20 protein-coding genes are annotated in these 20,629 nt (G+C 43.8%); 11 read left to right on the plus strand and 9 right to left on the minus strand.

The genetic code is table 11. The features are described 5' to 3' along the window. Positions 1 to 148 precede the first annotated feature (148 nt). Positions 149 to 808 (plus strand): hypothetical protein, encoded by a 660-nt coding sequence (locus AC27EZ_RS07685; RefSeq protein WP_487134779.1) that lies wholly within the window; start codon positions 149 to 151, stop codon positions 806 to 808. A gap of 347 nt (positions 809 to 1,155) precedes the next feature. Next, positions 1,156 to 1,422: a hypothetical protein gene (locus AC27EZ_RS07690; RefSeq protein WP_487134780.1), complete on the plus strand. Its 267-nt coding sequence runs from the start codon at positions 1,156 to 1,158 to the stop codon at positions 1,420 to 1,422. Positions 1,423 to 1,446: 24 nt separating this feature from the next. Here AC27EZ_RS07690 and AC27EZ_RS07695 read toward each other — a convergent pair whose 3' ends face one another. Next, positions 1,447 to 2,148 carry a haloacid dehalogenase type II gene (locus AC27EZ_RS07695; protein WP_487134781.1) on the minus strand — a complete coding sequence of 234 codons (702 nt, stop codon included), beginning with the start codon at positions 2,146 to 2,148 and terminating at the stop codon, positions 1,447 to 1,449. Between the two features lie 84 nt (positions 2,149 to 2,232). Next, the gene (locus tag AC27EZ_RS07700; RefSeq protein ID WP_487134782.1) at positions 2,233 to 3,114 is read right to left on the minus strand and encodes a DMT family transporter; all 882 of its coding nucleotides are present in this window, start codon (positions 3,112 to 3,114) and stop codon (positions 2,233 to 2,235) included. 186 nt (positions 3,115 to 3,300) lie between these two features. Between AC27EZ_RS07700 and AC27EZ_RS07705 the strand changes: the two genes are divergently transcribed. After that, a complete protein-coding gene (locus AC27EZ_RS07705; RefSeq protein WP_487134937.1) occupies positions 3,301 to 3,804 on the plus strand; it encodes an HAD family hydrolase in 504 nt (167 codons plus the stop codon). Here AC27EZ_RS07705 and AC27EZ_RS07710 read toward each other — a convergent pair. After that, a complete protein-coding gene (locus AC27EZ_RS07710; RefSeq protein ID WP_487134783.1) occupies positions 3,763 to 3,960 on the minus strand; it encodes a hypothetical protein in 198 nt (65 codons plus the stop codon). The genes AC27EZ_RS07705 and AC27EZ_RS07710 overlap by 42 nt on opposite strands. 76 nt (positions 3,961 to 4,036) lie before the next feature. Between AC27EZ_RS07710 and AC27EZ_RS07715 the strand changes: the two genes are divergently transcribed. Then, entirely contained in the window at positions 4,037 to 7,918 is a 3,882-nt protein-coding gene (locus AC27EZ_RS07715) for an ATP-binding protein (protein ID WP_487134784.1), read from the plus strand. A 16-nt stretch (positions 7,919 to 7,934) separates the two neighbouring features. Here the strand turns inward: AC27EZ_RS07715 and AC27EZ_RS07720 are convergent, their stop codons facing one another. From AC27EZ_RS07720 to AC27EZ_RS07735, 4 genes are all read right to left on the minus strand, one after another. Continuing rightward, a complete protein-coding gene (locus AC27EZ_RS07720; RefSeq protein WP_487134785.1) occupies positions 7,935 to 8,258 on the minus strand; it encodes a DUF3392 family protein in 324 nt (107 codons plus the stop codon). Between the two features lie 84 nt (positions 8,259 to 8,342). Continuing rightward, positions 8,343 to 9,506: an iron-containing alcohol dehydrogenase gene (locus tag AC27EZ_RS07725; RefSeq protein WP_487134786.1), complete on the minus strand. Its 1,164-nt coding sequence runs from the start codon at positions 9,504 to 9,506 to the stop codon at positions 8,343 to 8,345. Between the two features lie 155 nt (positions 9,507 to 9,661). Continuing rightward, complete coding sequence (gene gpmA / locus AC27EZ_RS07730; protein ID WP_487134787.1) at positions 9,662 to 10,408, minus strand: 2,3-diphosphoglycerate-dependent phosphoglycerate mutase; 747 nt, start codon at positions 10,406 to 10,408, stop codon at positions 9,662 to 9,664. A 206-nt stretch (positions 10,409 to 10,614) separates the two neighbouring features. Continuing rightward, a complete protein-coding gene (locus AC27EZ_RS07735) occupies positions 10,615 to 11,076 on the minus strand; it encodes a cupin domain-containing protein (RefSeq protein ID WP_487134788.1) in 462 nt (153 codons plus the stop codon). Positions 11,077 to 11,434: 358 nt separating this feature from the next. On the opposite strand from AC27EZ_RS07735, the gene acnA reads away from it, so the two are divergent. Continuing rightward, a complete protein-coding gene (acnA, locus tag AC27EZ_RS07740; protein WP_487134789.1) occupies positions 11,435 to 14,146 on the plus strand; it encodes an aconitate hydratase AcnA in 2,712 nt (903 codons plus the stop codon). Positions 14,147 to 14,232: 86 nt separating this feature from the next. Here acnA and AC27EZ_RS07745 read toward each other — a convergent pair whose 3' ends face one another. Next, positions 14,233 to 14,727, minus strand: a complete 495-nt coding sequence (locus tag AC27EZ_RS07745; protein WP_487134790.1) for an SEL1-like repeat protein — start codon at positions 14,725 to 14,727, stop codon at positions 14,233 to 14,235. A 92-nt stretch (positions 14,728 to 14,819) separates the two neighbouring features. Beyond that, a complete protein-coding gene (locus AC27EZ_RS07750) occupies positions 14,820 to 17,036 on the minus strand; it encodes an ATPase, T2SS/T4P/T4SS family (protein WP_487134791.1) in 2,217 nt (738 codons plus the stop codon). Positions 17,037 to 17,606: 570 nt separating this feature from the next. On the opposite strand from AC27EZ_RS07750, the gene rpsJ reads away from it, so the two are divergent. From rpsJ to rpsS, 6 genes are read left to right on the plus strand one after another with little or no spacing between them, the layout of a single operon-like run. Next, complete coding sequence (gene rpsJ / locus AC27EZ_RS07755; RefSeq protein WP_006012796.1) at positions 17,607 to 17,918, plus strand: 30S ribosomal protein S10; 312 nt, start codon at positions 17,607 to 17,609, stop codon at positions 17,916 to 17,918. A gap of 18 nt (positions 17,919 to 17,936) precedes the next feature. Then, the gene (gene rplC, locus AC27EZ_RS07760) at positions 17,937 to 18,575 is read left to right on the plus strand and encodes a 50S ribosomal protein L3 (protein ID WP_487134792.1); all 639 of its coding nucleotides are present in this window, start codon (positions 17,937 to 17,939) and stop codon (positions 18,573 to 18,575) included. Between the two features lie 18 nt (positions 18,576 to 18,593). After that, positions 18,594 to 19,199, plus strand: a complete 606-nt coding sequence (rplD, locus tag AC27EZ_RS07765) for a 50S ribosomal protein L4 (protein ID WP_421133332.1) — start codon at positions 18,594 to 18,596, stop codon at positions 19,197 to 19,199. Then, positions 19,196 to 19,495 carry a 50S ribosomal protein L23 gene (gene rplW, locus AC27EZ_RS07770; protein ID WP_421133333.1) on the plus strand — a complete coding sequence of 100 codons (300 nt, stop codon included), beginning with the start codon at positions 19,196 to 19,198 and terminating at the stop codon, positions 19,493 to 19,495. Before rplD ends, rplW begins: the two co-directional genes overlap by 4 nt. A gap of 14 nt (positions 19,496 to 19,509) precedes the next feature. Further along, positions 19,510 to 20,334 (plus strand): 50S ribosomal protein L2, encoded by an 825-nt coding sequence (gene rplB / locus AC27EZ_RS07775; protein ID WP_487134793.1) that lies wholly within the window; start codon positions 19,510 to 19,512, stop codon positions 20,332 to 20,334. Between the two features lie 15 nt (positions 20,335 to 20,349). Further along, complete coding sequence (rpsS, locus tag AC27EZ_RS07780; protein ID WP_012516961.1) at positions 20,350 to 20,625, plus strand: 30S ribosomal protein S19; 276 nt, start codon at positions 20,350 to 20,352, stop codon at positions 20,623 to 20,625. Positions 20,626 to 20,629: the final 4 nt, after the last annotated feature.

Here is a 20,629-nt window from a genome sequence, read left to right on the forward strand (position 1 = left end):
CAAGTGCTGTACGCAATACCTGCGCGCTCCTTTACACCTCTCAATGATTCCTTTAAGTGGCTTTGGGGCAGTCTCTTTTGTAGATTGTGAAATTAGTGGTATTTAGCTATAGTTTGATAAAACTAAGGGATTATTAAACGGCGGGATTATGAAAGTTGTTCATTTACGGAGGCTTGCCGTTTTTATTACCTGCATGTTCACTCTTCAACATAATGCTGCTGCCAAAGACATAGCAGTACTCGCTGTTGATTACCCCCCTTTTACGTCGCCTTCCTCGGCAAATAACGGCGTGGTGTTTACCTTACTTCAACAAAGAACCACGAATGCGAGTATTCATTGGGTGCCAACTTTTGCGCCCCCTGCACGTATTTCACAGCTGATCAAAGAAGGGAAATGGTGCGCCAGCTTCTATCCTGTAAACGAAAATATAGAGTCTAAAAAAATAGAACTGTCAAAAAGTTTGGTAACCATTGGGCTGGTGAGGAACTCGTCAAAGACGGAGTCATTTGAATGGGAAGACTTATCGGAGCTTAGCGGGCATTCGGTCGCGTTGCTGCGGACATCTCATGAGTCTGAGTTTTATACCCAATTTCTAGATGCAGGGCTTGAAATTGTTGAGGTAGAAAGTTTGCAGGCTGGCGTTGATATGGTGTTGAAAGCGCGTGTAGATTTTAGCGTTGCAGATAATATCAGTATTGAGTTGAGCCAATATCCCACCCTTCAGTTTTCAAGAACACCGCTATTAACTACTGCTATTACGCTGTTTACCAATCCCCGCTGTAACATTCCCTCATTGAGCGCACATTAAAACTAACATTTGATGCTTGAGGTAAGCAGCATGAAATGTTTAAATATCGACCGCTATTTAGTGTACTCACGGTGTCGTTTTCAGAAAGCTGTTACTGAAAATAGATAAAAAATGGAAATACCGTGAAATGTTTCGCATTGCGCTAATAGCACGTAAGTGAAAATTCAAGGTGCACAAAAAACAAGAATACGTAATGCAGACATTTTGGTTTCTATTACCACGTATAAAATTCGGCACCTAAAAAATAGTCATCTGTTGCTATAGTTTTTTCACTGACCGCGAGCACAATTTTGCTCTTGTACTAAAGTAAATAAACGCGACTGATATTCCAGTTGTTGGGGACTACCATGAAACAGCAAATTATTATTACCATTTCTGCACTTCTTTTATCTACTTCTGCATTAGCAAACGGTGGGTTTGAGCCAAATAAAAAGCAGTGTGCTAACGTTGGCAAAGAACTTGTGCGTGTTAGCGGTGAAATGAAGGAAGCGACGTCTGGCCTTCAAAAGTCGTGGTTAAAACGCCAACGCTCTGCCCTTGAAACTAAGCGTTCTTCATGTGGTGCTAAAGGCTTTAGCAACAATAAGAGTCTTACCATTGCAGCTAATCAGTAGCCTTATTTACGCTCGATTATGTTGTTAAGCGCTTGCGAATAGCGACGCCACATCACCAATGTGGCTAAATACATAGTCGGGCGGTAACCCTAGCGGGTAAGGCATTTTGCCTTCTCTCTCTATAAAAGCAGTACGCATGCCTGCTGCTTTCGCTCCGCTAACATCCCAACCATGCGCAGCCACCATCATGGCGCGGCTTGCTTCTACGCCGACTTCCTTGCACGCCCAGTGATACACTTGGGGGGCGGGTTTGTAGGTGCGAATGGTTTCAGTGCTTAGCACATGCGTGAAATACTCACTAATACCTGCAAAAGCAAGTTGCGCTTTCAACCCTTCAATTGACGAATTCGACAATGCGATCAAGGGAATGTTGTATTGCTGGAGCGCTAAAAGCGCCGGTTTTACATCGGGGTGTGCAGGTAAAGACGTAATGTGCTTTTTGATGGTTTGTTTGGCTGTTGCGTGGCTTAGCGTAATACCTTTTCCGTGAGCGACCATAACCAGCGCTGCGGCGCCAATCTCGATAAAGTCATGAAACTGTGCACTAGCCACGTCTACCAGTGAATGATGCAGCAGCGTGGTAAACCATAAATCGACAAGTGTTTCATCATCGTTCAATACCGAAGTCACCCCTTGTTTAACCGAGGTCATATCAAGCAGTGTTTCGTTAACATCAAAAACTAATGCGCTGGGTGCATTCAACTTATCGTTTTTTATAGTAGCCACCGTTATCATTCCCTTCGTTAGGCACTTACAACTTACTATTGTTACCGTTCAAAAATACGAAGGGATCATGATAGCGCCAATGTGTTAGTGCGTTGATGGCGAGCCAAAGCTGACAAGAATACCTACGCCGCATAGTGCGACAGCTGACCATACAATAGTGGCTTTCGTCGCTTTTTCGCCCATAACCCACGCCACGCCAATGGACATTAATGCGCTGGTCGCGATTAACGTTTGAACCACGGCGGCTTTTGCATAGGCGAATGCGAACATTTGTAAATAAATGGCCGCCGTTGTACCAAGCAGTGTAGCGAGTATAAAAATAGGCCAGAGCCCTTTTTTATGGATAACCGGCATCCATTTAGACCTGGATACCAGCATAAAGGGCACAACAAATGCCATGCCGCCAATAAGCCTTAAAAAAGCAGCGCTAGCAGCGTCTACTTCACCACTACCTAATATGTCACGGCTAACCACAGCGCCTACCGCTTGGCACAAGGCTGCCCCTACACCGTATAAGTAACCTGAGGTAGCAAAAATATGTGCGGCGCTTCGCTTACGCGCTTTAATAACCATATCGACAGAAAAGAGAACAACCGCTACGCCTACCCATTGTTGCCATGTTATCCATTCGCCAATAAATGCCATGGCGAACAGTGCAGTGAATAAAGGGGCAAGTGTTTCGGCCACTAACACCGCTTGGCTGTCGCCGATACTTTTTAACGCTTTGAAGAAGCAGGTGTCGCCTATGCCTATGCCGATAAGACCACTTAATAACAGCCACACCACATCTTGCATGTTATAGGGGGCGGGTGGAAATACTGCTAACACACCTGCTAATATGACAATGGACACGACCCCTTTCCAGAAATTCATAGAAAGTGGCGAAAACGCATTTCCGGTAGCGCTAAATAGCCGTGCGGCTATTGCCCAACAAAGTGCAGTACCTAACGCTGCAAATACACCCATTACACCCGCCATTATAAATTGTACGCGTGCGCGCACGTGAAGAACAAAGAGCGGCTATGCTAATGCAAACTTCGCATTTGTGTAAGTATAAAATGCACCAAACCGACGGTAACGGCGTAAAGGTTATCAAAGACTAGTTTGCCAACTCTGCAAAGCACAGTTGATATTAAGTACGGTGAAGTAAAAATGAATTTAGACGGTATTAAAGGCGTAATTTTTGATTTAGACGGTACGCTTGTAGAGTCGAGCTTAAATTTCACTAAAATTCGTGATGAGATTGGCTGTCCTCACGATGAAGACGTACTTACTTTTGTAGATAATTTAGGGTGTGACGTTGCCAAACAAAACGCACACAACACGATATTGCAGCATGAACTAGACGACGCAAAACATGCCAAGTGGCTACCTATTGGTAAACAGATGGTAGAAAAAGTAACGGCCCATCAATTACCCATGGCCATTGTTACGCGAAATTGCCGAGAAGCAACGGCCATAAAGTTAGCAAACAACGCCATTCCCATCGACATTGTATTAACGCGAGAAGACGCCCCCGCCAAACCAGACCCAACCGCACTATTGATGGTGGCAAGACAGTGGCAGCTTAACGCAGAAGACTGCCTTTATGTTGGTGACTTCATTTATGACCAACTAGCTGCCGAAAATGCCGGTATGAAATGGTTCATGGTGTAGCCCGCGAGTACCGGGTTTTTTGGGTTTAACTTCGCCCACAGGCATAATCTCTTGAGTTTCCATTGCGCTGAGTAATCCATGAGAGCCCCCTCCATATACTTTAGTATAATCTTCTTTGTTAAGTACTTGCATGTGCGATAGTTGTTCGATATTCATACTACTTTCTCTCTAGTAAATTTGATTGTTTGCTTAATTAGCGTCTTAAAATTAAAAGAGTTAAGGTCAAAAGGATATGACGAAAAGGACACTTTATTGTAGGTATGGACTGCCTGCTATCATTGGCTCAATTTTAGGTCTTTTTGGCCTTTTTTTCAGTTATTTTTCTTACGCCTCCGACTTTTCTTTAAAGGAAAAAACCGAATTTGATAATGTTTCTACGGGAGTCATCAAAGATATAGAGACAATCGGTGACACTATTTACATCGCCTCTGAAAATGGTGTGTTCGAATTTGTCGGCGGCACAGCAAGTAAACTCAATTACAAGAGCAGTGATGCTAATTCGGGGCTCATCTCAGATATACATTATGATCCAGATGGTTTTCTATGGATAGTTGAGTATTCAGTGGGTGTTTTTAGGTTAGATATTAACACTCATAATTCAGAGCAATTATTTTCTGACGTTAAAGAATCTTCAGATTCATGGACGATAGAAATGTCTGAAGACCATATTATGTTATCGGTTATAAATGGCGTTCTTCTTTTTGAGAAAGAGACGTTATCGCAAGTTAGTTGGTTGTCCGATTTAGGGCCTGGAAAGTTGCTCAATGTTTATTCCTTGGCGTTGACGATTACCGGAGAGTTTTTAGTCAGTTCGCATAATCGGTTTATATCGATAAAACCAGATGGCAAAAGCTTTGACGTTTATTCCATTGAAGAATATTTCCCCGAACTCAATTATGTTACTTCCATTTTTTCTATAGATGGGGGCAATTTCTTTGCTGGTGACACTGGCATGTATAATTGGTCATTGAAAAACAGCTCCCCAACATTTATAAATTATTCAGATGAGCTAAGAATAACGACTCCGATAGAAGACATACACAAAACGGCAGATGGAGAGTTATGGATCGCCGCTGGGGGCGTTTATCGTCTGATTGACGACACAATCACTCTCATGTCATTTATGAACCCAGTTCTTACGTCAGATGATATCAAAAACGTTGCTGTCATTAATAGTATGCCAAATGGAGAGGTCCTCATTGCATCTTCTCAGCAAGGTTTGATGGCGATTTCAGAAGGCCATAAATCCATAAACTTAATACATCATGAAAATGAACCCTTCACGAAAAATATTATAGATTTTGGACTTTTTAGTGAAGGAAATGCGCTTGTTGCAACAACACATGGGCTATTTGGCTTAACGTCCAATTCTGGTCAATTATCAATCGTAAAAGATAATAGTTATAGCTCATCTTGTGTTACTGCTGAGTCGTTACTTTTTGAATCACTCGTTATCGAAAGTGGCATTGCTAACGTATACTGCTCACGTAATAACAGTCATATCGTTAAGATAAGTGATAAACAGTTTTACGCTTATTTTGATGATGTTGAAGCGGCTTGGTATTACTTAGTTTCTGATAAAAAAGTAATTGATCGAATACCCGCCCCCCAAAATATTGTAAATACTTTACTGCTATCTACAGGTGAGCTTGTTTCTTACGACGAATTTGATGTGCTACATATTCAACTATCGAGAGTTAAATGGAAGAGCATAAGCCAAAATGAAGAGGGTTGGCAGGGCATAACCTGTATGTTTGAGTATTCTGGGCGTTTATTCCTATGCACTACAGGGAGTGGCTTAATAGGATTAGATCTAAATAGCCAACAGTTAACTGATGTTATTCCATTCAATCTACAACATGTAAAGTTTATAAGAGGTGCTTTAGTTAGCGCAGAAGGTAATGTATGGGTTTCTACAAATTCAGGCCTTTTTGTTTATGACCACGAAAATGACGTAAGCTTTGATGTAGCAGGCAGAGTTGGAGTTGTAGATAGAGACTTTGAATATGGAGGTATTTTTAAAATAGACAATAAGATAGTTATTTTAGGTGACAAGTATACTTATCTTATAAATGAAAAGCGCATGTTGGCAGCCCTAAATGCTGAGCGTCAAAGAAAGTCACACGTGCAATTCAAAATGTTGAGTTGGTTAGATTCTGACGACCTATCGACGCAATTATTTTCAGATATTCAAGGACATGCATTTAATATAAGAGGTTATGTAAAAAATCTCACAGTTAGTATGAGTTCTACAAGCCTCTTAAACAATGATAAGCAAAGGCTTCAATACCGGTTATTAGGTCACGACGATGCTTGGAAAACCCATCCTGAGTCTTATGCAACGCTTCTATTCTCAGATATAGGCATTGGGCAGTACGAGTTGCAAACAAGAGTCGCCAGTGATGATAATAGCCAACCGATAAGTACGGTTTTATTGTATATATCTCCTCCTTTTTACTTAACCGATATTGCTTGGTTAGCGTACTTTTTATTAGTTATCACGATAATAGTCGCTTTTAAACGCGGCTACTTTCAACCCCTAGTATTACGAATGCATAAACACCCTTTTTACGCTTGGGTAACGCGTTATGAACTTACTGATGGACAATCAAAATTTGAAAAAATGCTGCGCAGTAGAGAACGGCATATACGAGATCTCGTCCATGAAATGCGAACACCTGTACAAATAATGTTAGGAACACTGGAATCGAGCAAATCAGACAAGGCTTCAATATCAGAAGCGTGGGGTTCATTAGACCAAAACGCAAAACGTATTAAACAATTAGTTGCTCAAATGAATGCAACAGGCCCTTCGATAGAAGATAAAAGCGCGCTTTATAAAAACTACAGCCTGAATGATCTCAGACAAATTATTACCAGCTTAGAACCCTTGGCCCATCAAAAGCGTCAAACAGTCGATGTTAAACTACGCGGTAATCAAACTATACCTCTGATCACCGATAGCTTAGAGAAGATAGTCAGTAATTTAGTAGAAAACGCGGTTAAATATAGCCCTGAACATAGCGTCATTGTGGTATCAGCGTCATGTGATGACAAGGCATTAAAAATTTCTGTCTCAGACAAAGGAGAAGGTATTGCTCTAGAATCTCACGATACTATATTTGAACGATTCAAGCGCGCTCATGCTGGAGATGAAGAGGGCGCAGGAATAGGGTTGTCGCTAGTAAAGAGTTTGGTAAAGCTTAATCAAGGGAACATTACAGTAGAAAGCGCGCCTGGTAACGGTGCAAAATTTGTCGTAAAGCTGCCGGTTGATGACGTAGCATTTATAAACGAAATCGAAACTGCCGACGAAGCCTTACAGAAATGGGCAGAGCGAAAAACGCTGCTTATTGTTGAGGACAACCGTGAGTTTCGGTCTTATCTCTTTGCGTTACTTACGAATAAATATAGGTGCTTAGTCGCAAGTAATGGTAAACAGGCATTAGCACTTTTGCGTGCATACGATATCGATTTAGTTATTAGTGACTTAATGATGTCACCAATGGACGGTTTATCGCTTACCGACGAAGTAAGAAAACTAAATGAAAATATGCCTGTTATTATATTAACAGCATGTTCTGATAAGAGAGAAAAACGAAAAGCGCTCGCTAAGAAGGTTGATTGTTTCTTAACTAAACCAGTATCAAATGAAGAACTTCTTCTTAGAATTTCACATCAGTTATCGTTGCGCGATAGTTTATCTGAAGCGCCTATCGAGAATGAAGTCAGCCGGACTCCTAAAAGCCTTATCATCCCAGAACTGGTTCTTGAAAAGGATATGTCTTTCTATCTCAATTTTATTTCCGTGCTGGAAAATCACTATAAAGATGAATCGTTTAACCGAGATAAAGCGGCCAAAGCGATGTTGATGAGCTCGAGAAGCTTGAATAGAAAACTATCAGAACTATTTGAATATAACTTTAGTGAGTTCCTAACTCGATTTAGGGTGGATAAAGCTACGCCACAGCTGTTGAGCGGCGCCTCTGTGACTGATGCGTGTTTAGATGTGGGGTTTGGTACTGCATCGTATTTCTCAACCACGTTTAAACGTATTAAAGGGGTATCGCCCAAGAAGTTTGTAGAACAGCACCAGCGGGGCGCGGTGGCATAGGCGATTGCCTAGAACGCTAAATGTACCTTCGTCGCTCAGCTAAAAAGCCAATCATCATAAATGCCGCAACAAATCCTGCACCCTGATACTGCCACGGTAAATAAGCAATAACATGCTTTAAGAATGGTGCACCGTACAAGGTAAGCGCGCCGTAGCCAAATGCGCACAGCACTACAAACAAGCTAACCCGAATAGTGAAATGGTATGGCGCTAATAGGCGCTTTGCATGGCCATTTATAATATCGCCATATACCACCAGAATGGTGGCCATAAGCATTATGCTCATTTCTGTGTAATACGGGCTAAGTGCTTTCGATATTGCGCTAAAAAATTCGTTCATTAAAAGGGCACCTACAACAATATGGTAGCAATATAATAACGTGTAGTTGGCTAGCCATGAAGCCTTTTGGCTGTTTGTAGTGTCTTAGTATGCTGCTCTATAAATCGCTTCAATGTCGTCAACGCTAAGTACCTTTGGGTTATTGCGCAATAACCGCGTTACGTTGCTGGCATCTTTTGCCAATTGCGTAATATCTTCTTCTGGAATATCAAACGCCCGTAGCGAGGCCGGAATATCTACCGTGCGACACAACTGTTCTATAGCATCAAGTAAAGCGTTAATAGTGGCGTTGCGATCTGTTTTGTTTATACCCAGTGCGGCAGCAACTTCAAGAAGCTTTGCTTCGCATGAAGGCGCATTAACGCGCATAACATGCGGTAGCATAACGGCATTACTCATACCATGCGATAGATGGTAGCGCCCGCCTAACGGATAAGCCAAAGCATGTACCGCACCCACTCCAGCATTACCAAATGCCAACCCTGCCATTAGGCTGCCGGTCGCCATATCTTCGCGCGCCTCAATATTGTTACCGTCTGAATAAGCCAAAGGAAGGGCATGATAAATAAGGCGCATGGCTTTTATTGCCAATGCGTCGGTAATGGGGCTTGCGTTTACTGAAATAAAAGCTTCAAGGCCATGAACAAAAGCATCAACCCCACTAGCAGCAGTAATATGAGAAGGGCATGTAACGGTCATCTCTGGGGCGACAATCGCCACATCGGGTAGTAAGTAGGGGCTAACAATACCTTTTTTTAGCTGCGCTTTTTCATCAGACAATATCGCAATATTAGTCACTTCCGACCCAGTACCTGCAGTGGTTGGAATGGCCACCAGTGGAAGCGTTCTGGGAGGCACAAGGCCTTCACCAAAAAGCGAATGGAGTTCGCCATTAAACCCGTACGTAACCGCTAACACTTTAGCACTATCAATGGCGCTACCGCCGCCCACCGCAATAATGCCATCAACATTGTGTTCAGCAAGCTGCCGACGCTTAACATCAATGATGGACACTTCTGGCTCTGGGGGAATGTCATCAATGATTAATACCGCAGGTTCGGCTAGTAAGGTGGTAACAAAGCGCAAAATGCCAGAGCTACTTACCCCTTTATCGGTAATAATCGCGGGCCTTGATACGCCAAGTAAAGCAAGGTGTTCAGGTAATGCGCTCAGGGCACCATGGCCTGTTAACAGCGTGTTTGCCGATTTAAACTGTGCGACTTTTCGAGTAATTTCTAGATCTGACATTAGTGTTCACCATGCATAATTACTTAGAGCGTTACGCTAATGTAGAGAGTTAGGAAAAGCTTTGCCAATTTTTCCCATTTATTGTGTGCCATAAATAAAAGGGCTGCTTGCACATATGCCCAAGCAGCCCTTTCTTACACGTATTGAAGATACGCTTATTTTGCTTTGCCTTGCTTAGCTACTGCATCCATCATGGCTTTGATAGCATCTGCATCACCAAGGTATTCCTTAGAAATCGGCTTTAAGTTCTCATCTAGTTCGTAAACCAGTGGAACACCAGTAGGAATATTTAGGCTCAGTACATCTTCATCAGACATATCATCTAAGTATTTTACTAGGGCGCGAAGGCTGTTACCGTGCGCAGCAATAATCACGCGCTTGCCGTTTTGAATGTCAGGGCGAATCACGTCGTGCCAATATGGAAGCACACGTTCAATGGTCAGTTTTAAGCTTTCTCCGCGAGGAAGAATGTCAGCATCAACATGGCTATAACGGCTATCGTGACCAGGAAAATGTTCGCTATCATCGCCAACCGCTGGTGGTGGGATATCGAAACTACGACGCCAAATTTTCACTTGGTCTTCACCGTGTTTTGCTGCCGTCTCTGCTTTGTCCAAACCAGTAAGGGCACCGTAGTGACGCTCATTTAAACGCCAGTGACGCTCTACGGCTAAGTAGTGCTGACCCATCTCTTCAAGTGCAATATTGAGTGTTTTGATCGCACGAAGCAATACAGACGTGTACGCTTGGTCGAATTCAAAACCTGCATCTTTCAGTAACTGACCGGCGGTTTTAGCTTGTGCTACCCCTGTGTCAGTTAAGTCTACGTCGTGCCAGCCTGTGAAACGGTTTTCAAGGTTCCACTGACTTTCTCCGTGACGAATAAGTACCAGTTTATACATAGTAATGTTACCTGCGGCGTTAAAGTGAAAGAGTCTGATGATTGACTAGCAAATAGACGTTCAGACGTATATGAAAAAACTGCCATGTATCATCGTTGATCAGAAGCGAAAAATCCAGCGCCTGACGCAGGAAATACGCAGGTAGTACCATTGAAATTGAATAATTACTGTAACTTTAAGAGGCTAATCAATGGCGGTATTGTGTGCTACACGAATCGATACATGTCGGGGTGTGATACTTCTATCCAGTGTTTCATGGAAGGTTCTTCTATAAAACTAAAATCTGCAAAGTCGAAGCCAGGGGCAACGCTGCACCCTACGAGCGAATAGTCGCCCATTGACTCGGCGGCTTGATACCGGCCTGCTTCTACTACACAGGCATACTCATCTTCTTTTCCACCTATGCGCTGCTCCCAAAGTTGCTGTTGGTGCAACTGGAATAGCCGTAGCGGTGCGCCGTCATAGTGGTTCCATATTTCGTCGTGAAGTACCCGATGAAATCGACTTACTTGGCCTTTCAATAAAAGAAAGTAAATATGCGTTACTGCAGGGCGAGGTTGCCCATGATATGGAGAACTTACGTGTGTAGTCGCGCTATAAATTTGTTTGTAGAAACCGCCCTCAGGGTGGGGAATAAGGCCATGCTTTTTAACCAGTGGGTGAGTCATTAGTACGTCTTTTAAAATTATTGTTCTTTTACCAATGAGTGAGGCCGTGGGCGGCTCACTAATGCCGAGGCGATAGAATACTCTTTGTCCTTTCTAATTTAAATATGGTTGTTGCTAAAATGTTAATGTGAAGATGTAAATAACGACGTAACTTGTTTACCTCGTTACATGAACTTTTTTTCATACTTTGCACGTATACATTGCCAACAAGCAGTTTGTGTTTAGGAAAAACCAGCGTACATGTGCAAGTGGATCACAGTCGCCTGCGCCCCTTTTTTCGTTATCTTTCGCTTAGGTAACGCTTTTCCTGTTACATAAGCTGCCATATTCACGCAAAGCAAATAAGGATGGTGAGCGCATGTCATATCAATCTTTTTCATCGTTAGAAGTAAACGGAAAGACCTATCAAGCAATTAGTTTCGACAAGCTTCAGGGCAAATATGCTCTCGAACGACTGCCGTTTTGCATTAAAGTGCTGCTAGAAAATCTTATTCGCCACGAAAACGAAGACTTCGTATCAAGCGAAGATATTGAACATGTTGCGCAATGGAATACCAAGGATCCTAGCGAACACGAAGTCGCGTTTGTCCCTGCTCGGGTTATTCTTCAGGATTTCACCGGCGTACCGGCTATCGTCGACCTCGCGGCAATGCGAGACGCAATTGATAAATTAGGCGGCGATGCGCAAGCGATTAACCCTCTTAACCCTGTTGAGTTAGTAATCGATCACTCCGTTATGGTCGACTATTTTGCTCAAGAAAACGCACTTGAAAAAAATACCGATATTGAAATTGAAAGAAATAAAGAGCGTTATCAATTCCTCAAATGGGGCCAATCTAACTTCGAGAACTTTAAGGTTGTACCGCCAGGGCGAGGAATTGTTCACCAAGTGAATCTTGAATACCTGGCTCGATGCGCTTTTACAAAAGAAGTGGATGGCGACACCTTGGTGTACCCAGATACGCTCGTTGGGACCGATTCGCATACCACAATGATTAACGGCCTAGGTGTTCTAGGTTGGGGCGTTGGCGGTATAGAAGCAGAGGCCGCAATGCTTGGCCAGCCAGTCACCATGTTGCTACCAAATGTAGTTGGTTTTAGATTATCTGGGCGTTTGCCTGCTGGTGTAACAGCAACTGATATGGTGCTTACCATTACCCAGCAGTTACGTGCCCATGGCGTTGTGGGTAAGTTTGTTGAGTTTTATGGCCCAGGGCTTAAATACCTTACAACGGCCGACAGAGCTACTATTGCGAATATGGCACCAGAATATGGTGCTACCTGCGGTATCTTCCCTATTGACGACGTTGCGCTTGATTACTTGCGATTAACCGGTAGAGATGAACAACAAATCTCGCTTGTTGAAGCGTATGCGAAGCAAAGCGGATTATGGCACGACGATAACGATAAAGATGCCGAGTATCATGAGTCATTATCGCTAGACCTTGGGGATGTAGTTCCCTCTATCGCAGGGCCTAAACGACCACAAGACCGCATAGCACTCGATGCAGCGGCAAGTGCATTTAACGAATGGCACCGCTCACAGATTGATGTGAAAGTGTTAGACGAAGAAACCGACTTCGTTGCCGAAGGCGGCGATTTTGCCGAGGTCGATGAAGAACATGATTCATATGTATCGTTTAATGGTGAGCAATTTAACTTAGAAGATGGCGCAATTGTTATTGCTGCGATAACAAGCTGTACCAATACATCAAATCCATCAGTATTGGTTGCAGCAGGTTTGGTAGCCAAGAAGGCAGCAGAGAAAGGGTTAACCCGTAAGCCTTGGGTGAAAACATCACTGGCTCCTGGGTCGCAGGTGGTAACCCAGTATTTAGAAGACGCTGGGTTAATGGATCCGCTAGAAGCGCTTGGTTTTAATCTGGTGGGGTACGGTTGTACCACATGTATCGGTAACTCTGGTCCATTACCTGACGAAATTAGTGATGCTATTCGTAAAGCGAAATTGACCGCCACGTCGGTGTTATCGGGCAACCGTAACTTTGAAGGTCGTATTCATCCAGATGTGGCTGCTAATTATTTAGCCTCACCACCACTCGTTGTGGCATACGCATTGGCTGGAAATATGAATATCGATATTACCACCGAGGCCCTTGGCAAAGGGAACGACGGTGAGTTGGTATACTTAAAAGACTTATGGCCGACAGAAGAAGAGATTCAATCCCATATTGCAGAGCATGTAACGGGCGATATTTTTAAACAAAAGTATGCTGATGTGTTCAAGGGAAGCGGAGTTTGGAATGATTTAGTCGTGAGTGATGCGTCTGTGTATGACTGGCCTGACTCTACCTATATTAAACATCCTCCGTTTTTTGAAAACATGGGAGAAAAGCCAAAAGCGCTAGAAACAATAGAAAAGGCAAGATGCCTTGTTAAGGTTGGCGATTCAATAACGACAGACCATATTTCTCCTGCTGGCGCCATTGCACCAGACAGTCCTGCTGGCGAGTATTTGCAGGAAAATGGTGTATCTCCAAGTGATTTTAACTCGTATGGTTCTCGCCGAGGAAACCATGAGGTCATGATGCGAGGCACGTTTGCCAATGTACGTCTTCAAAATCAATTGGCGCCGGGCACAAAGGGCAGTGCGACAACACATTTCCCTAGCGGGGATTCCATGTCTATTTTCCATGCTGCCATGCGCTATAAGGAAGAGGGTGTACCCGCTATTGTTATTGGTGGGAAAGAATATGGCACGGGGTCAAGTCGTGACTGGGCTGCTAAGGGGCCTTCATTAATGGGCGTGAGCGCGGTGCTTGCAGAAAGTTATGAGCGAATCCATCGCTCTAACTTAATTGGTATGGGTATCTTGCCCCTTCAGTTTAAAGCAGGGGATAGTGCAGACAGCTTAAATATCAAAGGTACAGAAACCTTCTCTATAGCGTCGGTATCGCGCGGGCAAAAAGACGTTGAGGTGAGCTATGTCGATACTGATGGAAACGAAAGTACGTTCATGATGGACATAAGAATCGATACGTCTAACGAATTTACGTATTTTGAGCATGGGGGCATATTGCACTATGTGATCAGAGAGTATTTAAAGCGATAACGCTTTAAATATCGGTAATAGAAAAAAGGCGACACTTCAACGCGTGAAATGAAGTGCCGCCTTTTTTAATGGGTCATTTTTGAGTACTAATAATAACGCTTTTCGCAAATAATCATTTTAATATGAGAGCCAATCGCCGCACGTTTTTCACAACGTAGGTCTTGAGTTTTAGCACCATAAAGCGCGATGTGTTCATCAACGAACGGTTGCATAGCGGTGATGAACTCAGCAGGAAGTGCACTCTTTATTTGTTTGTAAGAACGGTTCCACTCGGTTGTTTTCTGCTCCATAGCAACACTTAGCCATAACCAACCCTCTTCGTAATCCGGTTCGGCACCCCATCCCTGAAGATACATTTGTGCTAAGTAGTATTGCGCTTGTTTATTACCGAGTTTTGCCGCTTCCATCAGTTTTTCTTTGGCTGTCTCGTAGCGTTCTGCTTTAAGCGCATGCAGACCTTGCTCAACCATTAGTAAATAGTCGCTTCTCCATATGTTTTCTTTTGTCGCTTTTTCAGCGTAGGCGTTGGTGCCAGATAACAACCCAACAGATACAATCATTGTTGCAATAAACTTTTTCATGGTTTCCTTTCCTTAAGGTGTAGATATATTTCCCTATAAAAGACGTTAACTGTCTTAATGGCAAACGTAGAATGTTAACAATTGTGTCGTGATTAATCGCCCCCTACTATCTGGACTTGTGCAATATCGGTGTCGCCTTTTAGTACTTTATATATGGCATCTTGAACCAGTGTTCGCATGCCATCTTCCGTGGCCTGCTTCTTCATTTGTGCAACACTAGATTCTTTATACACCAACGAACGCAGCTCAGGCGTCATGCCGAGTAGCTCATGTACACCAGTTCGGCCTTTATAGCCTGTATTACCGCATTCTTCACACCCTTTTCCTCTATACAGCATGAGGGGAGAAGGCAGGTCTAGTTCACCGATGTGTTCTGCACCATATTGTCGTTCTATAAACGCTTTGTCTGTATCAGATGCAATATACTTTTCCTTACAATTGCCACACAAGGTTCTTACTAATCGTTGTGCCAATATGCCTACACAGGCGTCAGAAAAGTTAACAGGGTCTAGTCCAAGGTCAAGTAGTCGAGTAATCGTTTCAGGCGCAGAGTTAGTATGTAGTGTTGATAATACCAAGTGACCAGTCAGCGAGGCTTCTATGCCGGCATGGGCTGTTTCTTTATCACGCATCTCACCAATAAGAATGATGTCAGGGTCGGCCCGCAGGAATGCGCGAAGTGCATTGGCAAACGTAAAGCCTATCTTCGGGCTAACTTGCACTTGCTGTAGCCCAGCTTGGGTAATTTCTACTGGGTCTTCGGCAGTCCATATTTTCTTTTCGGGCGTATTGAGGTAACCCAATATGGCATGCAACGTGGTGGTTTTACCTGAACCGGTTGGGCCTACCACCAATAAAATCCCGTGAGGTTTCTTTATCATGTCCTCTAAGCGTTCACGGTTTCGTGGGGCAAGGTTCATTTTATCGATAGGCATAGCACCGCCGGAGGCAAGTATACGCATAACCACACCTTCACCCGCTACCGTGGGAATAGTAGCCACACGCACTTCCACCAACTGCCCGTTCATTTTGAATGCGAGTTTTCCATCTTGCGGCACCCGTTTCTCAGCAATATTTAAGTTAGACATTATTTTAATGCGGGCAATTACAGCACTGTGGTGTGAATGGGGAACTTGGCTCATGTCACGACAAACGCCATCAACACGCATCCGAACCCGCGTAGGGGCATTTTTTTCAGGATCGATATGGATATCAGACGCATTCAAGCGCTTGGCGTCATGCAGCACTCGACTTACCAATCTTACTACCGCTGGCGCATCGTCTGATAGTTCATCAATCTGGTCATCTTTTTCTTCTGCAGACGTACCAATCTCGTCGAGTATTTCACTCATTTCACCTGGTGCGCCGCCACCACCGCCTTCACCAAGATACTGTAGAAGCTGGCTAGGTAAGCCGACAGCAATTTCGTAGCTATCAATACCCATTGCACTTTCAATTTCCATTAAAAGCGCGGCGTTGTTAGGCTCAGCCATCAGTACAATAGGGTTGTCGCGTACATCTGCGATAACGGCCACGTAATTACGTTTTAGATACGATAAGTTGAGCTTGCTGTCATTTTCGTACTTGTGATATTTGTCAGGTAAATAGCCGATAAAAGGCACTTGGTAATGTACAGACAGTGAATTGCCAATCTCTTGTTCAGGAACACGATGCTCCGACATAAGACGCTGTACAACGGTTTTGACGTCGGGCGCTGAGCGCTGGATATCTTCTAACGCCGACTTCTCTATAAGCTTTTTATGGATAAGCAAATCGAAGGGGTTGTTTGTGCCACCTAGTTCGAAGCGAAACTTAGCGCCTAGCACCAATGCTAACGACTGTGCTCTTTCCAAGTCAGTATCATTAAAGGTTCCGTTTTGCTTATTGATAATCTGCATAACGCCCATCAGTACGCCTGCATTTAGAATAGGCACACACAATATATTGTTTGTTTTGAAATCGTTGTCTTTATCGAACTTATCCGCGAACCGAAGGCGTGGGTGAATTTCTTTAAGTTCTTGTGCGTTGTAAGGGTCAGAAATATTTAACGGCAGCTGAGATAACGCAACATAGCCAGCAATAGACATCGGGCTAATCGGTACTTTTATTTCTAACGTTTCTTTGCCTGTTTTAAATCGCGCAACCAAGTCTTGATGTTGACGCCGCCTTTGAAAAATACTCATGCGCTGCGCACCAAACATTTTTAAAATGATGGGCTCTAATGCACTGTAGGCGTCTAATAATGCGGAATGACCATCTAAAATACGTTTCACATCCGCAAATATATGTTGGTTGCTTTCTACTTCCATAATTCTCTATTTATAGCCATGCTAATGAATATTGACTCGCTAGCCTGCCACAATATAACGATTAATACTGAGCGGCAATACACTTAGTGGTTTATCAAAGCGTTAAGCCCACTGAAGTACAACAGGTTGAAAGTACATAGTGAACGTACAATACGACGAATCGCCAGTATACCCTTAGTGTAGGGGTATTGGATGATACGCACAATGTACGTAAGTACGGTTCTACATAACGCTGGGGCTGAATAAAGTAATACTATTATTGCTTCTGCATATATAGAACACTGTACTAGTGTGTACAAAAAGCGATCTTGTAGTTGCAATGCAAACTCAGTTCTGTATAATTCGCGCCCACTGCCCAAATAGGGCAATGTTTCTAACCGCGACCTCACTGTTTTTAGGGTGGTTGCCAGCGAAGTAAGTAAATCATTGCGATTGACCTTACTACAGGCGTGTTAGGAAAAAGAACAGGGTTCCAATTGGGAACCATCGGTTTACGCACATCTTTTCTTTCCAATATAAAACGGAAGAGAAAAGGTGAATTTTTTTGTTCTTTCGATTGGAGCTTAATCGATGCCAAATCAAAGAATTCGTATTCGTTTAAAAGCGTTTGATCACAAGTTGATCGATCAGTCTACGGCTGAAATCGTGGAAACGGCGAAACGTACTGGTGCTCAGGTCAGCGGTCCTATTCCTCTGCCTACTCGCAAAGAACGCTATACAGTATTGACATCTCCTCACGTAAATAAAGATGCACGTGATCAATATGAGATTCGTACTCACAAGCGTTTAGTAGACATCATTGAGCCAACTGATAAAACAGTTGACGCGTTGATGCGTTTGGACTTGGCTGCCGGTGTTGATGTTCAAATCAGCCTGGGCTAACAAGAGAGGGTTTTAACAATGGCGATTGGTCTAATCGGTCGTAAAGTGGGTATGACCCGCATCTTCACTGAAGATGGCACGTCTATCCCTGTGACTGTTATTGAAGCGACCCCAAACCGTGTTACTCAGTTACGCACTGAAGAAACTGACGGTTATCGCGCTCTTCAGGTTACTGTTGGAACTAAGAAAGCGAACCGCGTTAACAAAGCTGAAGCAGGTCATTTTGCTAAAGCTGGTGTTGAAGCAGGTCGTACTCTAGCAGAATTCCGCCTAGAAGATAACGAAGGTGCCGATATTGAAGTTGGCGGTGAAATCACCGTTGAAATCTTTAACGACACTAAAAAAATTGATGTAACTGGTACATCTAAAGGTAAAGGTTTCCAAGGCGCAATCAAACGTTGGAACTTCAGTTCTCAACGCATGACGCATGGTAACTCTTTGTCACACCGTGCACCTGGTTCAATTGGCCAAAACCAATCACCAGGTAAAGTTTTCAAAGGTAAGAAAATGGCTGGTCAGCTTGGTAACAAGCAAGTGACTACTCAATCTTTGGAAGTAGTACGTGTAGACTTAGAAAATAGCCTTATCTTAGTGAAAGGTGCCGTACCTGGCGCAACTGGCAGCGATGTAATCGTAAAGCCAGCTGTTAAAGCGTAACGTCTGGGGAGTGAACTGATGGAATTAACATTGAAAGATGCGCAAAGCGCTCTTGAAGTATCCGAAGCGACCTTTGGACGTGAATTCAACGAAGCCCTGGTACACCAGGTCGTTGTAGCTTACGGTGCAGGAGCTCGTCAGGGTACAAAAGCGCAGAAGACTCGCGCTGAAGTACGTGGTGGTGGTAAGAAGCCATGGCGTCAAAAAGGTACTGGCCGTGCGCGTGCTGGTACTATCCGTAGCCCAATTTGGGTTGGCGGTGGTCGTGCATTCGCTGCAAAGCCTCGTGACTTCGACCAAAAAGTTAACAAGAAAATGTACCGTGGTGCAATTAAGAGCATCTTGTCTGAACTAATCCGTCAAGATCGTTTGATCGTGGTAGAGAAGTTTGGTGTTGACGCACCTAAGACTAAATCTCTTATCGCTGCACTAAACGAATATGAACTAAATGATGTTCTTATCGTTACTCCTGAAGTTGATGAAAACTTGTTCTTAGCGGCACGCAACTTATATAAAGTTGACGTACGTGACGTTGCAGGCATCGACCCAGTGAGCTTGATTGCATTCGAAAAAGTGCTAATGACTGCTGATGCGGTTAAACAACTTGAGGAGGCGTTAGCATGAAAGAAGAACGTCTACTGAAGGTGCTAGTAGCACCTCACGTTTCAGAAAAGTCTACAATGGCTGCTGAAGCGAACAACACAGTTGTATTTAAGGTAGCCAAAGACGCGAACAAAGCTGAAATCAAAGCAGCAGTTGAAAAACTGTTTGAAGTTGAAGTTGAAGGCGTTCGCACTGTAAACGTGAAGGGTAAAACCAAGCGTCACGGTCAGTCTTTCGGTAAACGCAGCGACTGGAAAAAGGCCTACGTGGTTCTTAAAGAAGGTCAGGACATCGACTTTGTCGGTGGCGCTGAGTAAGAAGGGGATTAGAAATGCCATTAATGAAAGCTAAGCCAACTTCTGCCGGTCGTCGTCACGTTGTTCAGGTTACTAACCCTGACCTGCACAAAGGTGCACCGTACGCACCTTTGCTTGAAAAGAACAGCAAATCTGGCGGTCGTAACAACCATGGTCGTATTACAACTCGTCACATCGGTGGTGGTCATAAACAACACTACCGTGTGATCGACTTTAAACGCAACAAAGATGGCATTCCAGCCAAAGTTGAGCGTTTAGAATATGATCCTAACCGTTCTGCTAACATTGCACTAGTATTGTATGCAGATGGTGAGCGTCGTTACATTCTGGCTCCAAAGGGTATGAAAGCAGATGATGCGATCCAGTCAGGTTCGGATGCTCCGATCAAGTCTGGTAACACATTACCTATGCGTAATATCCCAGTAGGTACTGTTGTACACGCAATTGAAATGAAGCCTGGTAAGGGTGCACAAATTGCACGCTCTGCTGGTGCTTATGCTCAGATCCTAGCACGTGACGGAAACTACGTTACCTTACGTCTACGTTCTGGTGAAATGCGTAAAGTACTATCTGATTGCCGCGCCACCATTGGTGAAGTGGGCAATGCAGAACACATGCTTCGTTCACTAGGTAAAGCTGGTGCAACTCGCTGGCGTGGTATCCGTCCTACCGTTCGTGGTGTTGCCATGAACCCGGTTGATCACCCACACGGTGGTGGTGAAGGACGTACGTCAGGTGGTCGTCACCCAGTAACTCCTTGGGGTGTTCCTACCAAAGGTAAGAAAACCCGAAGCAACAAGCGTACCGATAAACTTATCGTACGTCGTCGTAACAAGTAACAGCGAGGATTCACCATGCCACGTTCTCTCAAGAAAGGTCCTTTTATTGACCTTCACTTGCTGAAGAAGGTAGAGGCTGCAGTGGAAAAGAACGAACGTAAACCAATCAAAACTTGGTCTCGTCGTTCTATGATCATCCCAGATATGATTGGGTTGACCATTGCGGTCCATAACGGTCGACAACATGTACCTGTCATTATTAGTGACGAAATGGTCGGCCACAAGTTGGGCGAATTTGCGCCAACGCGTACTTACCGCGGCCATGTCGCGGATAAGAAAGCTAAACGTTAAGGGG

The organism is Alteromonas sp. 4NH20-0056 (assembly GCF_057539655.1).

Excerpts from the sequence above, each read along its gene's own strand:
- AC27EZ_RS07685 (WP_487134779.1), top strand. The coding sequence starts at position 149 with ATGAAAGTTGTTCATTTACGGAGGCTTGCCGTTTTTATTACCTGCATG.
- AC27EZ_RS07690 (WP_487134780.1), top strand. The coding sequence starts at position 1,156 with ATGAAACAGCAAATTATTATTACCATTTCTGCACTTCTTTTATCTACT.
- AC27EZ_RS07700 (WP_487134782.1), bottom strand. The coding sequence starts at position 3,114 with ATGGGTGTATTTGCAGCGTTAGGTACTGCACTTTGTTGGGCAATAGCC.
- AC27EZ_RS07705 (WP_487134937.1), top strand. The coding sequence starts at position 3,301 with ATGAATTTAGACGGTATTAAAGGCGTAATTTTTGATTTAGACGGTACG.
- AC27EZ_RS07710 (WP_487134783.1), bottom strand. The coding sequence starts at position 3,960 with ATGAATATCGAACAACTATCGCACATGCAAGTACTTAACAAAGAAGAT.
- AC27EZ_RS07715 (WP_487134784.1), top strand. The coding sequence starts at position 4,037 with ATGACGAAAAGGACACTTTATTGTAGGTATGGACTGCCTGCTATCATT.
- AC27EZ_RS07720 (WP_487134785.1), bottom strand. The coding sequence starts at position 8,258 with ATGAACGAATTTTTTAGCGCAATATCGAAAGCACTTAGCCCGTATTAC.
- AC27EZ_RS07725 (WP_487134786.1), bottom strand. The coding sequence starts at position 9,506 with ATGTCAGATCTAGAAATTACTCGAAAAGTCGCACAGTTTAAATCGGCA.
- gpmA (WP_487134787.1), bottom strand. The coding sequence starts at position 10,408 with ATGTATAAACTGGTACTTATTCGTCACGGAGAAAGTCAGTGGAACCTT.
- AC27EZ_RS07735 (WP_487134788.1), bottom strand. The coding sequence starts at position 11,076 with ATGACTCACCCACTGGTTAAAAAGCATGGCCTTATTCCCCACCCTGAG.
- acnA (WP_487134789.1), top strand. The coding sequence starts at position 11,435 with ATGTCATATCAATCTTTTTCATCGTTAGAAGTAAACGGAAAGACCTAT.
- AC27EZ_RS07745 (WP_487134790.1), bottom strand. The coding sequence starts at position 14,727 with ATGAAAAAGTTTATTGCAACAATGATTGTATCTGTTGGGTTGTTATCT.
- AC27EZ_RS07750 (WP_487134791.1), bottom strand. The coding sequence starts at position 17,036 with ATGGAAGTAGAAAGCAACCAACATATATTTGCGGATGTGAAACGTATT.
- rpsJ (WP_006012796.1), top strand. The coding sequence starts at position 17,607 with ATGCCAAATCAAAGAATTCGTATTCGTTTAAAAGCGTTTGATCACAAG.
- rplC (WP_487134792.1), top strand. The coding sequence starts at position 17,937 with ATGGCGATTGGTCTAATCGGTCGTAAAGTGGGTATGACCCGCATCTTC.
- rplD (WP_421133332.1), top strand. The coding sequence starts at position 18,594 with ATGGAATTAACATTGAAAGATGCGCAAAGCGCTCTTGAAGTATCCGAA.
- rplW (WP_421133333.1), top strand. The coding sequence starts at position 19,196 with ATGAAAGAAGAACGTCTACTGAAGGTGCTAGTAGCACCTCACGTTTCA.
- rplB (WP_487134793.1), top strand. The coding sequence starts at position 19,510 with ATGCCATTAATGAAAGCTAAGCCAACTTCTGCCGGTCGTCGTCACGTT.
- rpsS (WP_012516961.1), top strand. The coding sequence starts at position 20,350 with ATGCCACGTTCTCTCAAGAAAGGTCCTTTTATTGACCTTCACTTGCTG.